20 protein-coding genes are annotated in these 20,505 nt (G+C 76.0%); 15 read left to right on the top strand and 5 right to left on the bottom strand.

Going from position 1 to position 20,505, the window contains the following annotated elements:
- Nucleotides 1-121: 121 nt before the first annotated feature.
- The 4 genes from ACA514_RS09345 (at nucleotide 122) to ACA514_RS09330 (ending at nucleotide 3,568) form a co-directional block, all read left to right on the top strand.
- Nucleotides 122-1,681 carry an AMP-binding protein gene (locus ACA514_RS09345; protein WP_375040627.1) on the top strand — a complete coding sequence of 520 codons (1,560 nt, stop codon included), beginning with the start codon at nucleotides 122-124 and terminating at the stop codon, nucleotides 1,679-1,681.
- 72 nt (nucleotides 1,682-1,753) lie between these two features.
- Nucleotides 1,754-2,779, top strand: a complete 1,026-nt coding sequence (mgrA, locus tag ACA514_RS09340) for an L-glyceraldehyde 3-phosphate reductase (RefSeq protein WP_375040626.1) — start codon at nucleotides 1,754-1,756, stop codon at nucleotides 2,777-2,779.
- Between the two features lie 13 nt (nucleotides 2,780-2,792).
- Nucleotides 2,793-3,281, top strand: a complete 489-nt coding sequence (locus ACA514_RS09335) for a YbhB/YbcL family Raf kinase inhibitor-like protein (protein ID WP_375040625.1) — start codon at nucleotides 2,793-2,795, stop codon at nucleotides 3,279-3,281.
- Nucleotides 3,278-3,568 (top strand): DUF6343 family protein, encoded by a 291-nt coding sequence (locus ACA514_RS09330; protein ID WP_375040624.1) that lies wholly within the window; start codon nucleotides 3,278-3,280, stop codon nucleotides 3,566-3,568. Before ACA514_RS09335 ends, ACA514_RS09330 begins: the two co-directional genes overlap by 4 nt.
- Here the strand turns inward: ACA514_RS09330 and ACA514_RS09325 are convergent, their stop codons facing one another.
- Complete coding sequence (locus ACA514_RS09325) at nucleotides 3,569-4,444, bottom strand: helix-turn-helix transcriptional regulator (protein WP_375040702.1); 876 nt, start codon at nucleotides 4,442-4,444, stop codon at nucleotides 3,569-3,571.
- Between the two features lie 108 nt (nucleotides 4,445-4,552).
- Here ACA514_RS09325 and ACA514_RS09320 point away from each other — a divergent pair, with 108 nt between their 5' ends.
- Entirely contained in the window at nucleotides 4,553-5,992 is a 1,440-nt protein-coding gene (locus tag ACA514_RS09320; protein ID WP_375040623.1) for an MFS transporter, read from the top strand.
- A gap of 5 nt (nucleotides 5,993-5,997) precedes the next feature.
- Here ACA514_RS09320 and ACA514_RS09315 read toward each other — a convergent pair whose 3' ends face one another.
- The 3 genes from ACA514_RS09315 to ACA514_RS09305 all read right to left on the bottom strand — a co-directional run bounded on the left by ACA514_RS09315 (nucleotide 5,998) and on the right by ACA514_RS09305 (nucleotide 8,403).
- Nucleotides 5,998-6,603 (bottom strand): flavodoxin family protein, encoded by a 606-nt coding sequence (locus ACA514_RS09315; RefSeq protein ID WP_375040622.1) that lies wholly within the window; start codon nucleotides 6,601-6,603, stop codon nucleotides 5,998-6,000.
- Between the two features lie 68 nt (nucleotides 6,604-6,671).
- A complete protein-coding gene (locus ACA514_RS09310; protein ID WP_375040621.1) occupies nucleotides 6,672-7,499 on the bottom strand; it encodes a glycosyltransferase family 2 protein in 828 nt (275 codons plus the stop codon).
- 16 nt (nucleotides 7,500-7,515) lie between these two features.
- Complete coding sequence (locus tag ACA514_RS09305) at nucleotides 7,516-8,403, bottom strand: glycosyltransferase family 2 protein (protein WP_375040620.1); 888 nt, start codon at nucleotides 8,401-8,403, stop codon at nucleotides 7,516-7,518.
- Nucleotides 8,404-8,632: 229 nt separating this feature from the next.
- Here ACA514_RS09305 and ACA514_RS09300 point away from each other — a divergent pair, with 229 nt between their 5' ends.
- Genes ACA514_RS09300 through ACA514_RS09255 form a run of 10 tightly spaced genes read left to right on the top strand, consistent with a single transcriptional unit; the run spans nucleotide 8,633 to nucleotide 19,595 of the window.
- Nucleotides 8,633-10,273: a carbamoyltransferase gene (locus ACA514_RS09300; protein ID WP_375040619.1), complete on the top strand. Its 1,641-nt coding sequence runs from the start codon at nucleotides 8,633-8,635 to the stop codon at nucleotides 10,271-10,273.
- Nucleotides 10,270-11,787, top strand: coding sequence for an HAD-IIIA family hydrolase (locus ACA514_RS09295; protein ID WP_375040618.1), 1,518 nt, complete (start codon nucleotides 10,270-10,272; stop codon nucleotides 11,785-11,787). The genes ACA514_RS09300 and ACA514_RS09295 overlap by 4 nt, the downstream gene beginning before the upstream one ends.
- Nucleotides 11,784-12,812: a glycosyltransferase family 9 protein gene (locus ACA514_RS09290; protein ID WP_375040617.1), complete on the top strand. Its 1,029-nt coding sequence runs from the start codon at nucleotides 11,784-11,786 to the stop codon at nucleotides 12,810-12,812. The genes ACA514_RS09295 and ACA514_RS09290 overlap by 4 nt, the downstream gene beginning before the upstream one ends.
- Nucleotides 12,809-13,804: a glycosyltransferase family 4 protein gene (locus ACA514_RS09285; RefSeq protein WP_375040616.1), complete on the top strand. Its 996-nt coding sequence runs from the start codon at nucleotides 12,809-12,811 to the stop codon at nucleotides 13,802-13,804. The genes ACA514_RS09290 and ACA514_RS09285 overlap by 4 nt, the downstream gene beginning before the upstream one ends.
- Nucleotides 13,805-13,812: 8 nt before the next feature.
- A complete protein-coding gene (locus tag ACA514_RS09280; RefSeq protein WP_375040615.1) occupies nucleotides 13,813-15,018 on the top strand; it encodes a glycosyltransferase in 1,206 nt (401 codons plus the stop codon).
- The gene (locus tag ACA514_RS09275) at nucleotides 15,018-15,626 is read left to right on the top strand and encodes an SIS domain-containing protein (RefSeq protein ID WP_375040614.1); all 609 of its coding nucleotides are present in this window, start codon (nucleotides 15,018-15,020) and stop codon (nucleotides 15,624-15,626) included. Before ACA514_RS09280 ends, ACA514_RS09275 begins: the two co-directional genes overlap by 1 nt.
- On the top strand, nucleotides 15,623-17,020 hold the full coding sequence (locus ACA514_RS09270; protein ID WP_375040613.1) for a PfkB family carbohydrate kinase: 1,398 nt from the start codon (nucleotides 15,623-15,625) through the stop codon (nucleotides 17,018-17,020). The genes ACA514_RS09275 and ACA514_RS09270 overlap by 4 nt, the downstream gene beginning before the upstream one ends.
- Complete coding sequence (locus tag ACA514_RS09265; protein WP_375040612.1) at nucleotides 17,017-17,694, top strand: SDR family oxidoreductase; 678 nt, start codon at nucleotides 17,017-17,019, stop codon at nucleotides 17,692-17,694. Before ACA514_RS09270 ends, ACA514_RS09265 begins: the two co-directional genes overlap by 4 nt.
- On the top strand, nucleotides 17,685-18,629 hold the full coding sequence (locus tag ACA514_RS09260) for a glycosyltransferase family 9 protein (RefSeq protein WP_375040611.1): 945 nt from the start codon (nucleotides 17,685-17,687) through the stop codon (nucleotides 18,627-18,629). The genes ACA514_RS09265 and ACA514_RS09260 overlap by 10 nt, the downstream gene beginning before the upstream one ends.
- Nucleotides 18,630-18,638: 9 nt before the next feature.
- Nucleotides 18,639-19,595 (top strand): NAD-dependent epimerase/dehydratase family protein, encoded by a 957-nt coding sequence (locus ACA514_RS09255; RefSeq protein ID WP_375040610.1) that lies wholly within the window; start codon nucleotides 18,639-18,641, stop codon nucleotides 19,593-19,595.
- A 22-nt stretch (nucleotides 19,596-19,617) separates the two neighbouring features.
- On the opposite strand, the gene ACA514_RS09250 is transcribed toward ACA514_RS09255, so the two are convergent.
- Nucleotides 19,618-20,505: a polysaccharide pyruvyl transferase family protein gene (locus ACA514_RS09250; protein ID WP_375040609.1), complete on the bottom strand. Its 888-nt coding sequence runs from the start codon at nucleotides 20,503-20,505 to the stop codon at nucleotides 19,618-19,620.

The following is a 20,505-nucleotide window of genomic DNA, read 5'->3' as shown; positions in this document are numbered from 1 at the left end:
TGGCAGACATGACAGCCGCACCGGGGTTTCTTTGTCGACATGGCGCCCTGCCGGGAGGAATCGCCGAGCGGACAAAGGGACAGATCTTGTGAATCTGTTCCCCTGTCACTACGCTGCGCGCATGGTCACGCTCTCCCGGGTGTCCGCCGAGCTGAACGGGCTGCGGGCCGCGGTCCGCGCGGGGATGGTCGGCCCGATGCCGCCGGCCGCCCTGCGGGCGACCGGCCGCGCCCTGCGCGCGTACGGGCCGCTCGGCGCCGCCACGTCGCTGCCGGCGCACCGATTCCCCGGCCGCGTCGGGCTCGTGGACGAGCAGGGCCCGCTGACGTTCGCGGACCTGGATCGGCGCTGCAACGCCCTCGCCAACGCGTGGCGGGCACGCGGCGTCGGCGCGGGCTCCACCGTCGGCATCCTGTGCCGCAACCACCGCGGCCTGCTGGAGGCCATGTCGGCGGCGGCCAAGACGGGCGCGTCCGTGCTGTTCCTCAACACCGACTTCGCCGCCCCGCAACTACAGGACGCGGTCTCCCGCGAGGGCGTGACCGTCCTGGTGCACGACGAGGAGTTCGCGGCCGTCGCCGGCGGCCTCGACCTCCCCCGCCACACCGACGCCGACCTCGAAGAGCTGATCGCGAAAGGCGACCCCGCTCCCCCGCCCGCCCCGTCCCGGCACGGCTCGATGGTGATCCTCACCAGCGGCACGTCCGGCCGCCCGAAGGGCGCGCCGCGCTCGCAGTCGCCGTCGATGGCGCTGCCGGGCGGCATCCTGTCGAAGGTCCCGTTCCGCGGCCGCGAGGCGATGTTCGTCGGCCCGCCGCTCTTCCACGGGTTCGGGCTGACCTGCGCCGTCCTCGCGATCGGCCTCGGCTCCACGCTCGTGCTCCGCCGCCGCTTCGACGCCGCGCAGGTCCTGGACGACCTGGCGGAGCACCGCTGCACGTCGCTGATCGCCGTCCCGGTGATGCTGAACCGGCTGCTCGCCTCCCCCGCGCTCGACGCCGGCGACCTGTCCCGGCTCAAGGTGATCATGACCGGCGGGGCGCGGCTCGACCCGGCCCTCGGCCGCCGCACCGCCGAGGCGTTCGGGCCGGTCCTGTACAACTTCTACGGCTCGACCGAGGCGTCCTGCATCGCCATCGCCACCCCGGACGATCTCGCCGCCGCCCCCGGCTGCGTCGGCCGCACGCCCGCCGGGACGACGGTGGCGGTCCTCGGCGACGACGACCGCCCCGTCCCGCCCGGCGCCACCGGCCGGATCTTCGTCGACTCCCCCGCCCGCTTCGGCGGCTACACCGGCGGGGGCGGCAAGGAGGAGGTCCGCGGCCTGATGGCCGTCGGCGACCTCGGCCACCTGGACTCCGGCGGCCGGCTGCACGTGGACGGCCGCGCCGACGACATGATCGTCTCGGGCGGGGAGAACGTCCATCCGGGCGAGGTCGAGGATCTGCTGGCCGCGCATCCCGCCGTCGCCGAGGCGGCCGTCGTCGGCGTCCCCGACGAGGAGTTCGGCCACCGCCTGCGCGCCTTCGTCGTCGCCGACGGCCTCACCGCCGACGACGTCCGGAAGCACGTCGCCGCCAACCTCGCCCGCCACAAGGTCCCCCGCGAGGTCGTCTTCCTCGACACCCTCCCCCGCAACCCCGCCGGCAAGGTCCTCAAACGAGAACTCCCCGAGCCCTGACCGGCGGGCGCCGCCACCGCCGGACGATCACCGGCGGTCCGGCGGCGAGAGCGGGCTGAAATACTTGTGGGCATGACTTACACGGCCGACGGCGACCGATACGAACGACTTCCCTACCGGCGGTGCGGGCGCAGCGGGCTGCGGCTTCCCGCCATCTCGCTGGGGCTGTGGCACAACTTCGGCGACGACCGCCCGATCGACGTCCAGCGGGCGATCCTGCGGCGCGCGTTCGACCTCGGGGTGACGCACTTCGACCTGGCCAACAACTACGGGCCGCCCTACGGGTCCGCGGAGACCAACTTCGGCCGGATCATGCGGGAGGACCTCGCGCCCTACCGGGACGAGCTCGTCATCTCGACGAAGGCCGGTTATGACATGTGGCCCGGCCCGTACGGGGAGTGGGGGTCGCGCAAGTACCTGCTGGCGAGCCTGGACCAGTCGCTGAAGCGGATGGGGCTGGACTACGTCGACATCTTCTACAGCCACCGGTTCGATCCGGAAACGCCGCTGGAGGAGACGATGGGCGCGCTGGACCACGCCGTCCGGTCCGGCAAGGCGCTGTACGCGGGGATCTCGTCGTACTCGCCGAAGCGGACGGCGGAGGCCGCGCGGATCCTGCGGGAGATGGGGACGCCGCTGCTGATCCACCAGCCGTCCTACTCGATGCTGAACCGGTGGATCGAGGGCGGCCTGCTCGGCACCCTCGAGGAGGAGGGCGTCGGCTGCATCGCGTTCTCCCCGCTGGCGCAGGGCATGCTCACCGGCAAGTACCTCGGCGGCATCCCGGAGGGCTCGCGGGCCAGCAGGAACACCTCGTTCTCCAGCGACCTGCTCACCGAGGAGAACGTCCGGCACGTCCGCCGGCTCGACGAGATCGCCCGGGCCCGCGGCCAGTCGCTCGCGCAGATGGCGCTCGCCTGGTCACTGCGGGACCCGCGGGTCACGTCGTCGCTGATCGGCGCCAGCAGCGTCGCGCAGCTGGAGGAGAACCTCGCCGCGCTCGACCGGCTCGAGTTCGGCGAGGACGAGCTGGCGGCGATCGACCGGGACGCGGTCGAGGCGGGCATCAACATCTGGGCGGCCTCCAGCGCCGGGTGAACCCTCCGGCGCCGTGCATCGTCGTCCGCGCACCGGGCACGACGCCCGCATGGAAGAGATGACGCTGCGCAGTACCGCATTCAACGACCACACGCTCATGCCGTCGGAGTACTCGCACGACAGCGGCGACGTCTCGCCGCCGCTGGAGTGGTCGCCGGCCCCCGAGCAGGTGGTCGAGCTGGCGCTGGCCTGCGAGGACCCGGACGCGCCGGCGGGCACGTTCGCGCACTGGCTGGTCGCCGGGATCGACCCCGTCACCACCGGCCTGGACGCCGGCGAGCGGCCCACGGGCGCGGTGCTCGGCCGCAACGACTACGGGACCGAGGGGTACGGCGGGCCGAAGCCGCCGGCCGGGGACGACCCGCACCGGTACTTCTTCCGCCTCTACGCGCTGTCGGAGCCGTCCGGGCTGCGGGACGGCTTCACCGCCGAGGAGCTGAGGGACGCCGTCGAGGACCGGGTCGTGGCGTCCGGGACCCTCGTCGGCACGTTCGCCCGGTGACCGGGGACGGCCGCGGTCCGGAGGGCGACGGGCGCCCGCCGGAGGACGAGGACGAGGACTGGCCGCCGGGCGGCGAGCCGCTGACCGCCCGCAGCGCGCTGGGGCTGCGGGCGGTCCTGTCCGGCATCGCGCTCGCCGCGGCGCTGGCGGCCGCGGTCGTCTTCGCGATCGTGGCGAACCGGGACGGCGGCGGCGCGACCTGGGGCGCGGCGGCGGTCTGCGGGGCCGTCGCGGTCATCGCGGCGGCCGACCTGGTCGTGGTGGCCCGCCGCGCCCGCCACCGCTGATCAGTGGCGGTGGGGCGGGGCGGCCTGCTCGGGGTGCGCGAGCAGCCACCCGACCCGCGCGCGGCTCTCCTCGTCGGTCGGCGTGTAGACGACCAGCCGGGCGCCCGCGGACCCGGTGATGTCCATGCTGGTGGCGCGGGTGCGGATCCTTCCCACGGCGTGGTGCCGGAACACCTTGATCCGGGGCCCCGGCATCGCGATGTCGTGGTCGGCCCACAGCCGCCTGAACTCGGCATTGGCCGCCTGGAGCCGCTGGACCAGTTCCTTCCAGCCGGGCTCGTCCATGTACCTGCTGTAGCGGTACCGGAACACCGCGACGTGCATCGGCATCTCCTCCGCCATGTTCTCGATCGGGTTGCAGCACGGCGGCAGGGTGAAGGTGATCAACATGGTGTTGCGGTCGCACGGGGCCGCCGACACCACGTGCGGGAAGATCGCCGCGTAGGCGGCGTTCCAGGCCAGCACGTCGGAGCGGGCGTTGCACACCGACGCCGGCATCGGCAGCAGGGCGTCCAGGATCGCCTGCGTGTCCTCCGGCAGGTGCTCGGTCTCGTCCGGCGGCTCCGCCTCCGGCACCTCGGCCAGCCGGTACAGGTGCTCGCGCTCGGCGCCGTCGAGCCGGAGCGTGCGGGCCACCGCGTCCAGCACCTGCGTGCTGGCGTTGATCGGACGGCCCTGCTCCAGCCAGGTGTACCAGGTCACGCCGACGCCGGCGAGCTGCGCGACCTCCTCGCGGCGCAGGCCCGGGGTGCGGCGCCGCGGGCCCGGCGGCAGGTCGACCTCGTGCGGGCTGATCCGCTCGCGCCGGTTCCGCAGGAACGCCGCCAGCTCGGTGCGGCGCCGCGGCGCCCTCCGTCCCGTCTCCACGCCGGTCATCGTCACGGTTCCAGCCTGCCTCCTGCCCGGGGTCGCTGCCAGGTGCTGTCAGTACCAGTATCAAGGGGATCTCGTTACCGGTACCGGTGGCGCGCCAGGCTCGTATCCATGACACAGACAACCGATCTGCGCGGGGTCGTCCCGGAACGGGACGTGCGGAACGGTCCCGGCCGCCTGACGCTCGGCCTCCTGCTGCTGGGACAGTTCATGGCCATCCTCGACGTCAACATCGTCAACGTGGCGCTGCCGACGATGCGGGCGGACCTGCACGCCTCCGGCGCCGCGCTCCAGCTCATCGTCGCCGGCTACACCATCTCCTACGCGGTCCTGCTGATCACCGGTGCGCGGCTCGGCGACATCGCCGGGCACCGCCGGATGTACCTCACCGGCCTCGCCGTGTTCACGGTGACGTCGCTGGCCTGCGGGCTCGCGCCGTCCACCGGGCCGCTGATCGGGTTCCGGTTCCTGCAGGGCGCCGGGGCGGCACTGATGACGCCGCAGGTCATGTCGATGATCCAGCGGAGCTTCAGCGGTGCGGCGCGGGGGCGCGCGCTCGGCCTCTACTCGGCGGTCATCGCGGGCGGCGTGGTGGTCGGCCAGGCCGCGGGCGGCCTGCTGGTGAGCGCCGACCTGCTCGGCACCGGCTGGCGGGCGGTCTTCCTCGTCAACGTGCCGATCGGCGCGGCGCTGCTGGCGGCCGGGCCCCGGCTGCTGCCCCGCGACACCGGGCCGCGGGGAGGCGACCTCGACCTCCGGGGGCTGCTGACGCTGTCGCCCGCGGTGCTGCTGTTCGTCGTCCCGCTGATCCTCGGGCACGAGCTGGGCTGGCCGCTGTGGGGCTGGGCCTCGCTGGCGGCGAGCGCCGCGTTCCTGGCCGCGTTCGTCGTGGTGGAGCGGGGCGCGGCGGCGCGCGGCGGCCGCCCGCTCATCTCGCCCCGGGTGCTGCGGGCGCCGCGGCTGCTGCCGGCCTGCGGGGCGATCGTGCTCGCGCCGGGCACCTGGGGGTCGTTCCTGTTCACCACCACGCTGCACCTGCAGGGCGACCTGCGGATGTCGCCGCTGGAGTCGGGGCTGGCGTTCGTCCCGTCGGTCGCCGCGTTCGCGATCGTCGGGCTGAACTGGCAGCGGCTGCCCGCACGCTGGCACCGGCGGGTGATCCCCGTCGGGTTCGCGATCGCCGCCGCGGGCTACCTGTGCATCGGCCCGCTGGCCGGCGGCGGCGTCCCCTACGAGCTGCTCACCGCGGTGATCGGCTTCGGCCTCGGAGTCATGTCGATCATCATGACGGCGGGGCTGGAGCACGTCCCGGCGGAGGACGCGGCGGACGCCAGCGGGCTGCTGCTGACCCTCATGCAGATCGGCCAGGTGGTCGGCGTGGCCACCATCGGGACGCTGTTCCTCACCGCGGCCGAGTCGAGCGGCTCCACCCGGCACGCCGAGTACGGCACCGGATGGGCGATGGCGGCGGTCGCGCTGGCGGGCACCGTGTGCACGGTGCTGCTGGCCCGCGACCGGGCCCGCGACCGGGTCGGCGCCAGCGGGGCCTGACCGGGTCAGGACGGGGGCGCGGGCACCGGGTGCTCGGCGAGCGCGGCCGCCACCGCCACCAGGTTGGACGCCATCGCCCGGCCGGTGCTCGCCGACCACTCCCGGCCCTCCTCGGCGTCCAGGTAGCTCGGCCCGGGGCCGGGGCCCTGGTTCCAGTACGTCCAGGCCTGGCCGGGGATGGTGTAGCCGAACTCGTTGAGCGCACCGCTGATCTCGCTGATGACGTGGTGGGCGCCGTCCTCGTTGCCGGTGACCACGACGCCCGCGACCCGGTTGAAGGCGACGGGGCGCCCGGTGTCGTCGGTCTCCGACAGCATCGCGTCCATCCGCTCGATGACGCGCTGGGCGACCGACGACGGATGCCCCGCCCACGTCGGCGAGGCGATCACCAGGATCTCCGACTCCAGCAGCGTCCGGTGGATGCCGGGCCACGGGTCGCCGGGGCCGAGGTCGGTCTGCACGCCGGGCGGGATGTCGAGGTCGACGGCGCGGATGCTCTCCACCTTCACGCCCCGCGCCCGCAGCTCCTCCTCGACGACCGCGGCGAGGGCCTCGGTGTTCGACGTCTCGGGCGAGCGCTTGAGCGTGCAGTTGATCACCAGGGCGCGCATCCGCGCCTCCTCCCGTCGCGGGGTCGGACGTACCACCGCGGCCCTACCCGGTCCGCCCGCGCCAAACGTCAGTACCCGCCGAGGCGGGCGCGGGCGGCCTCGACGGCGGGCGGGACGGGGCGGCGGGCGCGGGCCAGGGCGGGCAGCGCGCGGGCGGCGTCGGCGAGCCCGGCCCGGCCGTCCCGGCTGCCGAGCGACGCGGCGGCCGCCCGCGCGAGCGCCGGGAACGGGCGGCGCAGCCAGGCGGTCAGCAGCCGGTTGCGGACCTCCCTGCGCCGCCGCGCCGCCGGGTTCCGGCCGCTCTTGGACGGATGGTGGTGCACGACCAGCTCCGGCGCGTAGGCCAGGCCCCACCCGGCGGCGGCCAGGTCGAGCGCGAGGAGCTCCTCCTCGCCGCCGAAGTGCAGGACGTCGGAGAAGCCCCCGGCGTCGAGGAACGCGTCGCGGCGGACGATCACCGAGCACGCGAGGAAGCCGAGGATCGCGGGGCCGGGCAGGCCGTCCGGCCGGCCGAGGGGGGACCGCGCCATCTCCTCCGAAACCGGCTCCAGCCGCTCCTCCTCGCCGACGAGGACGCGGGCGGCCAGCAGCGCGGTCCGCGGGTGGGCGTCGAGGATCTCCACGGCCCGCTCCAGCGACCCGGGCGCCCACCAGGAGTCGTCGTCGGCGAAGGCGACGTAGCGGGTCGCGGCCTCGCGCGCGCCGGCGTTGCGGGCGGCGGCGCCGAGGTTGCGGGGCAGCCGCAGCACCAGCGCCCCGGCCGCCTCCGCGACCTCCGCGGTGCCGTCGGCGGAGGCGTTGTCGGCCACGATCACCGGGGCGGTGTGCCGGGCGAGGCTGCGGCGCAGCTCGTCGGCCCGGTCGCGGGTCGCGACCACGATCGTGACGTCGGTCATGGGCTCCCTCCCGTTCTCAGCTGACGTACCGGCGGGCCTTGGACGTCCGCTGCGCCTCCTCCAGGCTGCGCAGCCTGGCCTCGACGTCGCGCGGCAGCGCGCGGCGCTCCCGGGCGACCCAGCCCAGCCCGGCGGCGGCCTCGGCGAGCGCGCCCGCGGTGACGCGGTCGCGCGGCAGCGTGCGCAGCAGCCCGGCCGTGCGGCGCAGCACGACCGGCAGCGGGCGGCGCAGCCAGGTGAACCAGAGCGTGTTGCGGATGCCGTGCCGGCGCCGCAGGTGGGCCTCGCGCAGCGGCGACGGCTCGTGGTGCACGACGACGTCCTCGGCGTAGCACAGGTGCCAGCCGAGGGCCATCAGGTCGGCGCTGAGCAGTTCCTCCTCGCCGCCCAGCCACAGCCGGGAGGAGAACCCGCCGGCCTGCCGGAACGCCTCCGCCCGCAGCATGGACGCCCCGGCCAGGAACGAGCCGAGCGCGGGGCCCGGCAGCCAGGACGGCCCCGGGACGGGCGAGTCGCGCAGCTCCGGGACGATGGGGTCCTCGCGCCCGCCGGGCTCGACCAGGATGCGGCCGGTGACGACCGCGAGCCGCGGGTGGGCGTCCAGCAGGGCGGCGGCGCGCGGCAGGGCGCCCGGCTCCCACCAGGTGTCGTCGTCGCAGAACGCCACGTACGGGGTCCGGACGTGGTCGACGGCGAGGTTGCGGGCGACGGCGCCGAGGTTGCGCTGGGACCGGATCAGCCGGAACTCCGGGAACTCCTCGGCGACGGCGTCGGGCGCCCCGTCCCGCGAGGCGTTGTCCACCACGATCACGGGGGGCGCCTCGGGCAGCGCGCGGAGCCGGGCGAGGGTCGCCAGCAGGGAGCGCCGGCGGTCACGGGTGATCACGACGAGGGTGCAGCGCATGGCACGCCCCGTACCCGCGCCGGGCGCCTCCATGTGCCGCGCCCACCTCCCTCAGCTGTCACTTCGCTCACCAGCGGCTTTTTCCCCCTCAGCGTTTAGAGCCCGACTCCCCGGTAATGCACCAAATCACCTATAGGGGATTTGGTCCCAACGACATCCCCAGGGCCGATGCCCAGGACGGACGGCATCGCCACTCCACCGAACGCTGCGCCGAAACGGGGCTGACTACATGCGCGTGCTCGGAATCAACGCGATATTCCATGACCCGGCCGCCGCCCTCGTGGTGGACGGGACGGTCGTGGCCGCGGCGGAGGAGGAACGCTTCAGCCGCCGCAAGCACGGGAAGCGGCCGGTCGCCTTCTCCGCCTGGGAACTTCCGGAGCAGGCGGCCAGGTGGTGCCTGGACCAGGCCGGGCTGGAGCCCGGCGACCTCGACGCCGTCGCCTACTCCTACGACCCGGACCTGGTGGAACCCGGCCTCGGCGGCCACGACGAGCAGTGGGAACGGCTGCGGACGCTCTACGCGCGCCGCGCCCCGAACTTCCTTTCCACGGCGCTTCCCGGGCTCGACCCCGGGATCGTCCGGTACGTCCCGCACCATGTGGCGCACGCCGCGTCCGCCGCGCTGGCCGCGCCGGGCCCCGGCGACGGCGACGTCCTCGTGCTGGACGGGCGCGGCGAGTCGCACTCGCACCTCGCCGGATCCTACGGCGACGGGGTGCTGACCACGCTGCACGCGCAGCGCCTGCCGCACTCGCTCGGCCTCATGTACGAGGACCTCACCCAGCACCTCGGCTTCCTGCGCTCCAGCGACGAGTACAAGGTGATGGCGCTGGCCTCCTACGGCGAGCCCCGGTTCCTGGACGAGCTGCGCGAGCAGGTGGTCGCCACCGGCGACGGCGGCTTCGCGGTCGCGCCGATCGACTGGGGCGCGCTCGCCAAGGCGCGGACGGCCGACGGCGAGTGGACCCGCGACCACGCCGACCTCGCCGCCAGCGTCCAGGCACGGCTCGAAGAGGTGCTGCTGGACCTGGCGGCGTGGCTGCACGACCGGACCGGCTCGCGCCGGCTGATGCTCGCCGGCGGCGTCGCGCTGAACTGCGTGGCGAACTCGCGGCTCGCCCAGGACGGGCCCTACGACGACATCTGGGTGCAGCCGGCGGCGGGCGACGCGGGCACCGCGCTCGGCGCCGCGCTCCACCTCGCGCAGGGCGGCGGCGACCGGGTCACCGCGATGCCGGGCGCCGACCTCGGCCGGGAATGGGACGACGCCGAGCTCGCGCGGCGGCTCGACACCGCCAAGGTCCCCTACGAGCGGCCGGCGGACCTCGCGGCGACCGTCGCCGAGGCGCTGGCCCGCAACGAGATCGTCGCCTGGTTCCAGGGCCGCTCGGAGTTCGGCCCGCGCGCGCTGGGGCACCGGTCGCTGCTCGCCCACCCCGGTCACGCCGCCAACGTCGAGCGGCTCAACGACGTGAAGGGCCGCGAGCAGTTCCGGCCCATCGCGCCGATGGTCGCGCTGGAGCACGCGACGGAGATCTTCGAGGGCCCGATCCCGAGCCCGTACATGCTGTTCGTGCACCGCGTCCGCCCCGAATGGCGCGAGCGGATCCCGGCGGTCGTCCACGTGGACGGCACCGCCCGGATCCAGACCGTCGAGGCCGCGCACGAGCCGCTCGTCGCGCGGCTGCTGGAGGAGTTCCGGCGGCGCACCGGCGTGCCGGTCGTCGTCAACACCAGCCTCAACACCGCCGGGCGGCCCATGGTCGACGACCCGCGCGACGCGCTGGAGTGCTTCGGCTCCGCGCCGGTCGACCTGCTGGCCATCGGCCCCTACGTCGTCCGCCGCCGGGAGGTGCACGCCCGATGAGCTGCACCGTCGTCGTCCCGACGATCGGCAGGCCGAGCCTGCGCGCCGTCCTGGACGCGCTGCTGGAGTCGATCGCCGGCGGCCCGGGACCCGCTCCGCACGAGATCATCGTGGTGGACGACCGGCCCGCGCACGGCGCGCCGCTGCCGCTGCCGGACTCGGGCGGGCGGCGCATCCGGGTGATCCGCTCCGGCGGGCGCGGCCCGGCCGCCGCGCGCAACGCCGGCTGGCGCGCCGCCGCCACCGAGTGGGTCGCCTTCCTGGACGACGACGTCGTCCCCGATCCCGACTGGACGCGGCGGCTGAACGCCGACCTGTCCGGGCTGCCGCCGAAGGCGGCGGGCTCGCAGGGCCGCGTCACCGTGCCGCTGCCGGACGACCGCCGGCCCACCGACTGGGAGCGCAACACCGCCGGGCTCGCCGGCGCCGACTGGATCACCGCCGACATGGCCTACCGGCGCGGCGTCCTCGCCGAGCTGGGCGGCTTCGACGAGCGGTTCCGCCGCGCCTACCGGGAGGACGCCGACCTCGCCCTGCGCGCCCTGGACGCGGGGCACGACCTCGTGCGCGGCGAGCGGCACGTGACGCATCCGGTGCGTCCGGCGGGGTTCTGGGCGTCGGTGCGGGCCCAGGCCGGCAACGCCGACGACGTCCTGATGTGGCGGGTCCACGGCGGCGGCTGGCGGGCCCGCGCGGGCGAGGGCAAGGGGATGCTGCGCCGCCACGCCATGACCACCGCGGCCGGCCTCACCGCCGCGGCGGCGGTCGCCGCGCTGCGCGGCGACCGCGCGGCCGCCGGCGTCGCGGCCGCGGCCGGAGGCGCGTGGGCGCTCTCGACCGCGCGCTTCACGGCCGACCGCGTCCGCCCCGGGCCCCGGACGCCCGGCGAGGTGCTGAAGATGGCGGTGACCAGCGCGGTCATCCCGCCCGCCGCCGTCCGGCACCGGATCAGGGGCCTGCTGCTGCACCGCGACGCCCAGCCGTGGGGCGGGCCGCGGGTCGTGCTGTTCGACCGCGACGACACCCTCATCCGGGACGTCCCCTACAACGGCGACCCGGCACTGGTCGAGCCGATGCCGGGCGCGCGCCGGGCACTGGACCGGCTGCGCCGCCACGGCGTGCGGATCGGCGTGGTGTCCAACCAGTCGGGCGTGGCGAAGGGGCGCATCACCGTCCGCGACGTCCGGCGCGTCAACGCGCGGGTCGAGGAGCTGCTCGGCCGCATCGACGTGTGGGAGTTCTGCCCGCACGACGGCGACGACGGCTGCGAGTGCCGCAAGCCCCGCCCCGGGATGATCGAGCGCGCCGCGCGGCGGCTCGGCGCGCTGCCGTCCGACTGCGCCGTCATCGGCGACATCGGCCGCGACATCGAGGCCGCGGCGGCGGCCGGCGCGCGCGGGATCCTCGTGCCGACCGGGCGGACCCGGCCGGCGGAGATCGCGCGGGCGCTGGAGACGGCGCCGACGCTGGAGGCCGCCGTCGCACTGGTCCTCGGCGGAAGGCGGGCGCGATGAGGGTGCTGCTGGCACGCCAGGACAACATCGGCGACGTGCTGCTCGCCGGGCCCGCGATCCGCGCGGTCGCCGCCCGCGCGGACGAGGTCGCGCTGCTGTGCGGGCCGCGCGGCCGGGCCGCCGCCGACCTGCTGCCCGGCGTCGACGAGGTCATCGAGTGGCGCGCGCCCTGGATCGACCCCGAGCCGGACCCGGTGGACCGGGCCGACATCGAGGGGGCCGTCGAGCGGCTGGCGGGCTTCGACCGGGCGCTGATCCTCACCTCGTTCCACCAGTCGCCGCTGCCGCTCGCGCTGCTGCTGCGCCTCGCCGGCACCCCCTGGATCGGCGGCATCAGCGAGGACTACCCCGGCTCGCTGCTGGACCTGCGGCACCGTCCCGAGGGCGACGTGCCCGAGCCGCTGCGGATGCTGTCGCTCGCCGAGGACGCCGGGTTCCCGGCGCCCGCCGACACCCGGCTGCGGGTGCGCGGGCCGCTCCCCGACACCGACCACCTCACCGGCGGCGCCGGCTACGTGGTGGTGCATCCGGGGACGTCCGTCCCGGCGCGGGCATGGCCGCCGGAGCGCTGCGCCGAGGCCGTCCGGGCGCTGCGCGCCGCGGGCCACCGCGTGGTGGTGACCGGGCACGGCGAGGAGAAGGAGCTGACCGCGCTCGTCGCCGGCGAGGACGGCCTCGACCTGGGCGGCCGCACCTCCCTGCCGGAACTGGCGTCGGTGCTGCGCGGCGCCCGCGCCGCCGTCGCCGGCAACACCGGCCCCGCGCACCTCGCCGCCGCCGTCGGCACGCCGGTCGTGTCGCTGTTCGCGCCGACCGTCCCCGCCGCCCGCTGGGCGCCGTTCGGGGTGCCGATGGCGCTGCTCGGCGACCAGGGCGCGCCCTGCAAGGACAGCCGCGCCCGCGAATGCCCCGTCGACGGCCACCCCTGCCTGGCCTCGGTGACCGCCGACGAGGTCGCCGCCGCGGTGGAGGTCGTCGCGACCGACCCCGAAGGAGCACGCCGAGAGGAGGTGCCCGCCCCATGAGAGTCCTGCTCTGGCACGTGCACGGCTCCTGGGCGACGTCGTTCGTCCACGGCCCGCAGACCACGCTCGTCCCCGTCACCCCCGACCGGGGCCCCGACGGCAGGGGAAGGCCCGACACCTTCACCTGGCCCGACCGCGCCGTCGAGGTGACGCCCGAACGGCTGCGGCACGAGGACGTGGACGTCGTCGTGCTGCAGCGCCCCCACGAGCTGAAGCTGGCCGAGGAATGGCTGGGCCGCCGGCCCGGACGGGACGTCCCGGCCGTCTACGTCGAGCACGACACCCCCCGCAGGACGCCCTCGGACGCGAGCCTGCCCGAGGAGGTCGTCCCCGACAGCCGCCACTTCCTGCACGACCGCGACGACATCCCGGTCGTGCACGTCACCCATTTCAACCAGCTGTTCTGGAACTGCGGCCGTGCCCCGACCACGGTCATCGAGCACGGCGTCGTCGACCCCGGATACCGCTGCACCGGCGACATGCCGCGCGCCGGCGTCGTCATCAACGACCCGCTGCGGCGCGGCCGCGTCGCCGGGACCGACCTGCTCGCCGGCCTGGCCCGCGCCGTCCCCCTGGACCTGTTCGGCATGAACGTCACCGGCGTCCCGGAGGCGCTCGGCATCGCGCCGGAGTCGCTGTGGACGTTCGAGGACCTGCCGCAGGCGCGGATGCACGACGAACTCGCCCGCCGCCGCGTCTACGTCCACCCCTACCGGTGGACCTCGCTCGGCCTCGCCCTGATCGAGGCCATGATGCTCGGCCTCCCGGTGGTGGCGCTCGCCACCACCGAGGCGGTCGAGGCGGTGCCGCCGGAGGCCGGGGTGCTGTCCACGCGCGTCGCCACGCTGGCCGACGCCGTGCGGACCCTGGCAGCCGACCCGCCGCGCGCCCGCCAGATGGGCAAGGAGGCGCGCGCGTACGCCGTCGAACGCTACGGCCTGCCGCGGTTCCTGCGCGACTGGGAGCGAACTCTCACGGAGGTAACGCGATGAGAATAGCCATGATCTCCGAGCACGCCAGCCCGCTGGCCGCCAAGGGCGGGCTGGGCGGCGCGGACGGCGGGGGCCAGAACGTGTTCGTCGCGGAACTGGCGTCCGAGCTCGGCCGCCAGGGCCACTGCGTCACCGTCTACACGCGGCGGGACTCGCCCGGCCTGCCGCGCCGGGTGCGGCTCGCGCCCGGCGTGACCGTCGAGCACGTCCCGGCCGGGCCCGCCGAGCACGTCGCCAAGGACGACCTGCTGCCCTGGATGCGCGACTTCGGGACCTACCTGGAGCGGCGCTGGGCCGCCGAGCCGCCGGACGTGGCGCACGCGCACTTCTGGATGAGCGGCCTCGCCGCGGTGCAGGCGGCCGCGCCGCCCTCGTCGCGGCGCGTCCCGGTGGTGCAGACCTACCACGCGCTCGGCACGGTCAAGCGCCGCCACCAGGGCGGCAAGGACACCAGCCCGGCGTCGCGGCTCCGGCTGGAGCGCTCGATCGGCCGCGCCGCCGACGCCGTCATCGCCACCTGCGCCGACGAGGTCGCCGAGCTGGCCGCGATGGACGTGCCGCGCGAGCGGATCTCGGTGGTGCCCTGCGGCGTCGACCTCGGGCTGTTCACCCCGGACGGGCACCGCTCGAACGGGCGCCGCGGGCACCGGCTGGTGGTGCTGTCGCGGCTGGTCGAGCGCAAGGGCGTGGACACCGCGATCCGGGCGCTGGCGCACCTGCCGGACGCCGAGCTCGCCGTCGCCGGCGGGCCGCCGCGGGGCGGCCTGGCCGGCGACCCCGAGGTGCGCCGGCTGCGGCGCGTCGCGCGGGACGCGGGCGTCGCGGACCGGGTGGAGTTCCTCGGCCGGCTCGGCCGCGACGAGGTCCCGCCGCTGCTGCGGTCGGCGAGCCTGGTGGTGACGCTGCCGTGGTACGAGCCGTTCGGCATGGTGCCGTTGGAGGCGATGGCGTGCGGCGTGCCCGTCGTGGCCAGCGCCGTCGGCGGCCATCTGGACACCGTCGTGGACGGCGTCACCGGCGTGCTGGTCCCGCCGCGCGACCCGGAGGCGGCGGCGGCCGCGATCCGCGCGTCGCTGGACGACCCGGCGGGCCGCGCCGCGATGGGGTTCGCGGCGGCCGACCACGCCCGCGACCGCTACTCCTGGGCGCGCGTCGCCGCCGACACCGCCGGCGTCTACGAGCGCGCCGCCGCGCTGAGCGGGGTGGCCGCCTGATGACGACGACCACGCAACGGATCGCGCGGACGCGGACCGCGACGGCGCAGGACCGGCGGCTGGAGGCGCTCGCCGAGGCGGCGCTGGAGTTCCGCGCGCAGGTCCCCACCATCGAGGCGTGGGGCCGCCGCCTGGCGGGCGTGCTGCGCGCCGGCGGGCGGCTGCTGGCCTGCGGGAACGGGGGCAGCGCCGCGGAGGCGCAGCACCTGACGGCCGAGCTGGTCGGCCGGTTCGAGGACGAGCGGCGGCCGCTGTCGGCGATCCCGCTGCACGCCGACACCTCGTCGCTCACCGCGATCGGCAACGACTACGGCGCGGTGCACGCGTTCGCCCGGCAGGTGCAGGCGCACGGCCGCCGGGGGGACGTGCTGGTGTGCCTGTCGACCAGCGGCCGCAGCCCCAACGTGATCGCGGCGGCGGACCGGGCGCGCGAGCTCGGGATGACCGCGTGGGCGGTCACCGGGCCCGGCCCGAACCCGCTCGCCGACGCCTGCGACGACGCCATCACCGTGCGGGCGGACACGACGTCGACCGTCCAGGAGATCCACCTCGCCGCGGTGCACCTGTTGTGCGGGGTGGTCGACGACGCGCTGGGGGTGACCAGATGAGCGCACCACTGGTCGTGGTGGGCGACGTCCTGCTCGACGTCGACATCGTCGGCACGAGCAGCCGGCTGTGCCCGGACGCGCCCGTCCCGGTCGTCGAGCAGGCGGAGGAGCGCCCGCGCCCGGGCGGCGCGGGCCTGGCCGCCCTGCTCGCGGCGGCGGACGGGCGGGAGGTCGTGCTCGTCACGGCGCTCGCCGACGACGATCCGGGGCGGCGGCTGCGCGCGATGCTGGAGCGGCACGTGGAGGTCGCCGCGTTCCACCTGCACGGCGGCACGCCCTGCAAGCTGCGCATCAGGTCGGGAGGCCAGTCGGTGGCGCGCCTGGACGCCGGGGAAGGGCAGGCCCTCGACGGGCCCGTCGGTCCGCGCGTCACCGACGCGATCGCGGGGGCGGGCGCGGTGCTCGTCTCCGACTACGGGCGGGGCGTGACCCGGCACCGCGCCGTCCGGTCGCTGCTGAGCGCGCTGCCGCGCGGCGTCCCGATCGTGTGGGACCCGCACCCGCGCGGCGAGCCGCCGGTGCCCGGCACCCGGCTGCTCACCCCGAACGAGGAGGAGGCGGCCCGGCTCGCCGCCGCGGACGGCGCCGACATCACCGGGTTCGGGCTGTCGGCGGCGGGCCGGCGCGGCCGGCATCTCGGCCGGTCCTGGGGCCTGGACGGGGTGGCGGTCACGCTCGGGTCCGAGGGCGCGCTGCTGTGCGACGGGTCGGAGGCGCCGTTCCTGGCGCCCGCCGAACCGGCGCGCGGCGACTCCTGCGGCGCGGGCGACAGCTTCGCGGCCGGGACGGTGGAGGCGCTCGCGGACGGCGGGACGCTCGCCGGCGCCGTCACCGAGGGCGTGCGGCGCGCGTCGGAGTTCGTCCGGGCGGGCGCCGCGGCGGCCGTCGCGACGCAGCTCGCCGAGACCGGCTCGGCCCGGCTCGTCCCCGAGCGCGGGGAGGACGCCTGGGACGTCGTCGAGCGGACGCGGCGCGCGGGCGGCACGGTCGTGGCGACCGGCGGCTGCTTCGACCTGCTGCACGCCGGGCACGTCAGCATGCTGCAGCAGGCCCGGCGGCTCGGCGACTGCCTGGTCGTGTGCGTCAACTCCGACGCGTCGGTGCGCCGCCGCAAGGGCCCGACCCGCCCGGTGACGCCCGCCGCGGACCGCGTCCGGGTGCTGGAGGCGCTCAGCGACGTCGACGCCGCGGTCGTGTTCGACGACGACACCCCGGCGCCGCTGCTGGAGCGGCTGCGCCCCGACGTCTGGGTCAAGGGCGCCGACTACGCCGGGACGATCCTGCCCGAGGCCGAGACGGTCCGGGCCCACAACGGCGAGGTGGTCCTGCTGCCTCTGCTGGAAGGGCGCTCGACCACGCGCCTGCTGTCCACCACGAAGGGAAACGCGTCATGAACGTCCTCATCACCGGCGGGGCCTCCGGACTCGGCGCGGCCGTCGCACGGAAGGTCGCCGACGACGGAGGACGGCCCCTCATCCTCGACCGGCACCCTCCGAAGGACGACTTCGAGCACATGCAGGCCGACCTGGCCGACCGGCGCTGCGCCGAGCGCGCCGTGCACGGCCTGGCGCGCTCGGCGGGCGGTCTCGGCGCGGTCGTCACCGCCGCCGGGACCGACGCGTGCGGCACCCTGTGCGACGTGCCCGCCGAGGACTGGGAGCGGGTCGTCCAGGTGAACCTGCTCGGCACCGCCGCGGTGATCCGGGCCGCGCTCCCCTACCTGGAGAACGAGCCGAGCGGGCGGATCGTCACGATCGCCTCGACGCTGGGGCTGCGGGCGGTCAGCGACGCCACCGCGTACTGCGCGTCCAAGTTCGGCGTCGTCGGGTTCAGCCGCGCCCTCGCCGCCGAGCTGGCCGGCAAGGTCGCCGTCACGATGATCGTGCCGGGCGGGATGGACACCGCGTTCTTCGAGGGGCGCACCGAGCAGTACAAGCCCGGCCCGGACGCCAAGCTGAACAAGCCGGAGGACGTCGCCGCCGCCATCGCGTTCGCGCTGGCGCAGCCGCCCGGCTGCGAGGTCCGCGAGATGGTGGTGTGCCAGTCGGAGGAGACCTCGTGGCCGTGACGGCCGCGCGCCGCGTGCTGGTGCTGCGGGCGCTCGGGCTGGGCGACCTGCTCACCGCCGTGCCCGCGCTGCGGGCGCTGCGGCGCGGGATGCCCGGCGCGCGCGTCACGCTCGCCGCGCCGCCCGCGCTGGCGCCGCTGGCCCTGGCCACCGGCGCGGTCGACGACGTCCTGCCGGCGGACGCGGGCCTCGGCCCACTGCCGCCCGCCGGGAACGTGGACGTCGCGGTCAACCTGCACGGCCGGGGCCCGCAGAGCCACCGGCTGCTGGCGGCGCTGCGGCCCGGCCGGCTGCTGGCGTTCGCGCACACCGGCGCGCTGCACACCGACGGCCCGGACTGGGACCCCGGCGAGCACGAGGTGGCGCGCTGGTGCCGGCTGGTGCGCGCCTACGGGTTCGACGCCGACCCCGGCGACCTGGACCTGGCGCCCCCGCCGGCCGTCTCGCCGGCGCCCGGCGCCGTCGTCGTCCACCCCGGCGCCGCGTTCCCGGCGCGGCGCTGGCCGGCCGAGCGGTTCGCGGCGGTCGCGGCGGCGCTGCGCGCCGGCGGCGAACGCGTCGTCGTCACCGGCGGCCCCGGCGAGGCGCCGCTCGCGCGCGAGGTCGTGGAGCTCGCCGGGCTGGATCCGCATGACGACCTGTCGGGCCGCACCCACCTGCCGGAGCTGGCCGCGCTCGTCGCGGCCGCCCGGCTGGTGGTGTGCGGCGACACGGGGGTCGCGCACCTCGCCACCGCCTTCCGCACCCCGTCGGTGCTGCTGTTCGGGCCGACGCCGCCCGCGCGGTGGGGTCCCCCCGACCGCGCCGAGCACCGGGTGCTGTGGGCCGGGCGGTGCGGCGACCCGCACGGCCGCGAGCCCCACCCGGGTCTGCTGGAGATCTCCGCGGACGAGGCCGTCGAGGCCGCCGGGAAGGCGCTCACGCTACACGCTTAGGAGGAACTGATGAGGCATCCCCGCGCCGTCGTGACCGGAGGGTCCGGCTTCCTCGGCTCGCACCTGTGCGAGGCGCTGCTGGCGCAGGACATCTCGGTGGTCTGCCTGGACAACCTGCTGACCGGGACGTCCCGCAACATCGCGCACCTGACCGACCGGCGGGACTTCCGGTTCCTCCGGCGCGACCTGACCGAGCCCGTGCACGTGCCCGGCGACGTCGGCTACGTGTTCCACCTGGCGTCGTCGGCGTCCCCGGCCGACTACCTGCGCTACCCGATCCAGACGCTGGAGGTGGGCAGCCAGGGCACCCGCAACGCGCTGGAGCTCGCCGAGGAGAAGGGCGCCCGGTTCGTGCTGGCCTCCACCTCCGAGGTGTACGGGGACCCGCTGGTGCACCCGCAACCGGAGACGTACTGGGGCAACGTCAACCCGGTCGGGCCGCGCAGCGTCTACGACGAGGCCAAGCGGTTCGGCGAGGCGCTGACGTCGGCGTTCCGGCACTCCCGCGGCCTGGACACCGCGATCGTGCGGATCTTCAACAGCTACGGGCCGCGGATGCGCCCCGACGACGGCCGGGCGATCCCGACGTTCCTGCGGCAGGCGCTGACCGGCGAGGACATCACCGTGACCGGGGACGGCTCGCAGACCCGGTCGATCTGCCACGTGTGCGACACCGTCCGCGGCATCATCGCGCTCGCCATGTCCGAGCACCCGGGGCCGGTCAACATCGGCAGCCCCTACGAGATCTCGATGGCCGAGCTCGCCCGGGTGATCATCGAGCTGACCGGGTCGCCGTCGCGGATCCGGTTCGTCGACCGCCCGCAGGACGACCCGAAGGTGCGGCGGCCGGACACCTCGCTCGCCGAGGAGGTGCTCGGCTGGCGTCCGCGGTTCGGCATCGAGGAGGGGCTGCGCTCCACCATCGAGTGGTTCTCCCGCGAACTGCTCGTCGCCCGCCCGGCCTAGCCGCCCGGCCTAGGCCGCGCGGCTAGGCGCGCAGGGCGGCCAGCAGGTCGGCGAGGAGGGCGTCGGACGGGGGACCCGCGGGGACCCGGCCGGCGCCCTCCGGCGACAGGCACCACCGCCACCACCGGTCCAGCTCCGCCGGATCGAGCAGCGGCGGCTCGTCCCGCTCGCCGCTGGTGACCAGCGCCGGCCACGACCAGGCGCGCGCCTGCGCGGCGACCTTGGCGCCGCCGGCCACCGGGTCCACGGCCAGCGCGGGGACGCCGTTCTTCAACGCCAGGACGAGCCCGTGCAGCCGGGTGGTGACGACCACGTCGAGGCGGCGCAGCGCGGACTCCAGCTCGGCGGCGGTGGAGAACAGCCGCCAGTCGCGCGGGTCGAGCCGGGTGTCGAGGGGCAGCCGCGCGCACTCGCGGCCGGCGAGCCACCCGGTGAGCTCGGCCTGGATGCGGTCGTGGCGGCGGCGCGTCCCGTACTCGCGCTGCCCCGGGGCGAGGACGACGCCCGCGACGGGCACCCGCGCGCTCTCCGGCAGCGCCGCCAGGTCGGGCCGCGGCGCGGCCCGCGGGTCGTCCCTCGGCAGGACGGCGTCGAAGCCGGTGACGGCGGGGTCGTCCGGATCGATGACGGACACCCCGACCGCGACGCGCCGGCAGCGCGCGTACCGGGCGTGCAGTTCCTCGATCTGGGCGCCGTGCAGCGGCCCGCAGGCGAACACCAGGTGGGTGTAGCCGGACGGCTCCGCCCGGTCGAGGTCGAGGCCGCCCGGCCGGAACACCGGGCTCCAGGCCAGGTCGCAGCCGATCCCGGCGCCGTCGAGGGCCCGCCGGACGGCCTCCATCGCCAGGACGTCCCCCGCCGTCGCCTCGCCGTGCAGGAAGCTCGGCCATCCGGTCACCAGTGCCCGCAC

The sequence above is a fragment of the Actinomadura sp. NTSP31 genome (assembly GCF_041951385.1).
Taxonomy (GTDB): Bacteria; Actinomycetota; Actinomycetes; order Streptosporangiales; family Streptosporangiaceae; genus Spirillospora; species Spirillospora napierensis.
This window is presented reverse-complemented; position numbering and strand designations above follow the sequence as displayed.

Coding starts and splice junctions, on each gene's coding strand:
- ACA514_RS09345 (WP_375040627.1), top strand. CDS start 122: ATGGTCACGCTCTCCCGGGTGTCCGCCGAGCTGAACGGGCTGCGGGCC.
- mgrA (WP_375040626.1), top strand. CDS start 1,754: ATGACTTACACGGCCGACGGCGACCGATACGAACGACTTCCCTACCGG.
- ACA514_RS09325 (WP_375040702.1), bottom strand. CDS start 4,444: ATGACCGGCGTGGAGACGGGACGGAGGGCGCCGCGGCGCCGCACCGAG.
- ACA514_RS09320 (WP_375040623.1), top strand. CDS start 4,553: ATGACACAGACAACCGATCTGCGCGGGGTCGTCCCGGAACGGGACGTG.
- ACA514_RS09315 (WP_375040622.1), bottom strand. CDS start 6,603: ATGCGCGCCCTGGTGATCAACTGCACGCTCAAGCGCTCGCCCGAGACG.
- ACA514_RS09310 (WP_375040621.1), bottom strand. CDS start 7,499: ATGACCGACGTCACGATCGTGGTCGCGACCCGCGACCGGGCCGACGAG.
- ACA514_RS09305 (WP_375040620.1), bottom strand. CDS start 8,403: ATGCGCTGCACCCTCGTCGTGATCACCCGTGACCGCCGGCGCTCCCTG.
- ACA514_RS09300 (WP_375040619.1), top strand. CDS start 8,633: ATGCGCGTGCTCGGAATCAACGCGATATTCCATGACCCGGCCGCCGCC.
- ACA514_RS09295 (WP_375040618.1), top strand. CDS start 10,270: ATGAGCTGCACCGTCGTCGTCCCGACGATCGGCAGGCCGAGCCTGCGC.
- ACA514_RS09290 (WP_375040617.1), top strand. CDS start 11,784: ATGAGGGTGCTGCTGGCACGCCAGGACAACATCGGCGACGTGCTGCTC.
- ACA514_RS09285 (WP_375040616.1), top strand. CDS start 12,809: ATGAGAGTCCTGCTCTGGCACGTGCACGGCTCCTGGGCGACGTCGTTC.
- ACA514_RS09280 (WP_375040615.1), top strand. CDS start 13,813: ATGATCTCCGAGCACGCCAGCCCGCTGGCCGCCAAGGGCGGGCTGGGC.
- ACA514_RS09275 (WP_375040614.1), top strand. CDS start 15,018: ATGACGACGACCACGCAACGGATCGCGCGGACGCGGACCGCGACGGCG.
- ACA514_RS09270 (WP_375040613.1), top strand. CDS start 15,623: ATGAGCGCACCACTGGTCGTGGTGGGCGACGTCCTGCTCGACGTCGAC.
- ACA514_RS09265 (WP_375040612.1), top strand. CDS start 17,017: ATGAACGTCCTCATCACCGGCGGGGCCTCCGGACTCGGCGCGGCCGTC.
- ACA514_RS09255 (WP_375040610.1), top strand. CDS start 18,639: ATGAGGCATCCCCGCGCCGTCGTGACCGGAGGGTCCGGCTTCCTCGGC.